The organism is Romboutsia sp. 13368 (genome assembly GCF_018336475.1).
Lineage (GTDB): Bacteria > Bacillota > Clostridia > Peptostreptococcales > Peptostreptococcaceae > Romboutsia.
In genome coordinates, this window is record NZ_CP048741.1 from 1626693 (window position 1) to 1628486 (window position 1794).

General features: G+C 29.6%; 3 protein-coding genes and 1 pseudogene. All 4 read right to left on the reverse strand.

The annotated features are described in order from the left end of the window. Positions 1–310 (reverse strand): annotated as a pseudogene (locus G3997_RS06525) (replication protein); the annotation flags it as partial. Positions 311–312: 2 nt separating this feature from the next. Beyond that, entirely contained in the window at positions 313–708 is a 396-nt protein-coding gene (locus G3997_RS06530) for a hypothetical protein (RefSeq protein WP_296644648.1), read from the reverse strand. Next, the gene (locus G3997_RS06535; RefSeq protein ID WP_296644649.1) at positions 683–1480 is read right to left on the reverse strand and encodes a phage antirepressor; all 798 of its coding nucleotides are present in this window, start codon (positions 1478–1480) and stop codon (positions 683–685) included. The genes G3997_RS06530 and G3997_RS06535 overlap by 26 nt, the downstream gene beginning before the upstream one ends. 16 nt (positions 1481–1496) lie before the next feature. Next, a complete protein-coding gene (locus G3997_RS06540) occupies positions 1497–1712 on the reverse strand; it encodes a helix-turn-helix transcriptional regulator (RefSeq protein ID WP_296644652.1) in 216 nt (71 codons plus the stop codon). Positions 1713–1794: the final 82 nt, after the last annotated feature.

The following is a 1794-nucleotide window of genomic DNA, read 5'->3' on the forward strand; positions in this document are numbered from 1 at the left end:
CTATCATTGGCTTTCCAAGCTTGTTTAAATTATATTTTCCCCAATTTTTAAKAGCTATTTCACGAGTATCGTTATTATATTTAATAAATCCATAATTATTAATAAATCTATCCATCAAAGCATTAACACTTTCAATRGAATAACCTAACTCAAAGGCTATTTGCTTTTTAGTAATTTTATAAACACCAATTTGAGTAGTATTTGGATTTGTCAAAAGATATATGAAAAATAACTTATCCTCTGGTGTYAACTCCTCTAAAACCTTTGGATCCTTCCAAAACTCCACATGGACATGTCTGTAAATTGCCATAACTACCTCCCTATTCTAAAAACTCTGCTAGTTGAAGATTTTAAATATCCATCAACAACCTCAGGAAGTTCAGCTTTTAATCTTTTAGTGTCCACACTAGTTTTAGTAACACTTTTCCAAGTAATCTTTCTTTCCTTACAAAAACCTATTTCATATTCTTTCAACTCACTTTGTAGCTTATGCTCTATAACTTTCTTTCTACTTTCAAGCTTAGAAATACTAGAAACTATTTCATCATATTCCTCTATGCTTTCATATAAACTTTCATCTAATATAGTAGTTTCATTAATACTATTTGCATAAGTAGTTCTTAAAAACTTGCCACAATCCTCACTACCAAAAGGTAAATCACATTTATTTTCTTTAGTATTCTTAAAAATATCCACAAACCTCTTCATCTAAAAAATCCCCCTTTAATTTTTTGATAAAATATAACTGACCCTTGCCAGTTACATAAGTTGTAATTTTTATAACTATACCTTCAGAAGTTGTAATAGCCATTTGCTTAGTTTTAAATAACCCCATATCAATATATAATTGCTTTGGTTGATTTTCACCATTTTGCTTCATGATGTATCCATTATCTCTAAACCAATCAAATAATCTATTACGCCCTATATTTACACCTAAACTATTAAGAAGTTTTGCAAAAGCACCAATGCTTATACTATCATCGCTTTGTGCAACAGTTTGTCCAATATTTATATATGGCTTATAAGTGTTCAAATCATTTATTAGCTTTTCACAATAATTCTTTTGCTTTATATAAGAATCTAAAATCTTAAATATAAACTCTTCATCATTAACATATCCACCTTCACTTCTTATAGAAGGCAAAACCTCATCCATAACCCAAGACTCAAACTTCTCAGCTTCTTCTTTCTTAGACTTAACTATAAGGCGGTATAGATTACCCTCACTTATAAAAATCTTTGAAACAGCTTGATTTGCAATACTTCCATCTCTCCTATTTCCTGTAACTACCCCCACCTCACGAAACGTTAGCCCGGGTTCTTTACARTGTCTAGATATGGCAGCATGAGGATTTGCATATCCTAAAATCTTAGCAACCTTAACACCTTCAAAGTAWGGCTTATTGTCTATACTTATAACTGCAACTTCTCCAAAATCTTCATTAGTAAAAATCTTTATTCCCTTCAAAACTCTCATCACCCCTTTTCAATGACTATTTGGAAATTAAGTTATCAAAAAAAATTTCATTAACCTCTTTAAAACTTAAATCTAAAAAAGTAGTAATTCTAAGAAGTTCATCACTATTAAAAGAGCTTTTTCCATTTTCCTTATAATTATAAGTTTGTCTTGTAAGGCCTATTCCTTCAGCCATTTGATACTGATTATATCCCTTATACATTCTTGTTCTCTTTAATAAATCTAAATTCAATTATGTCCACCCCTCTTTGATTTTTTTCTTGTTTATACTTATATATTAAACTTTATTACCATTTTATGTCAATAGATTTCAG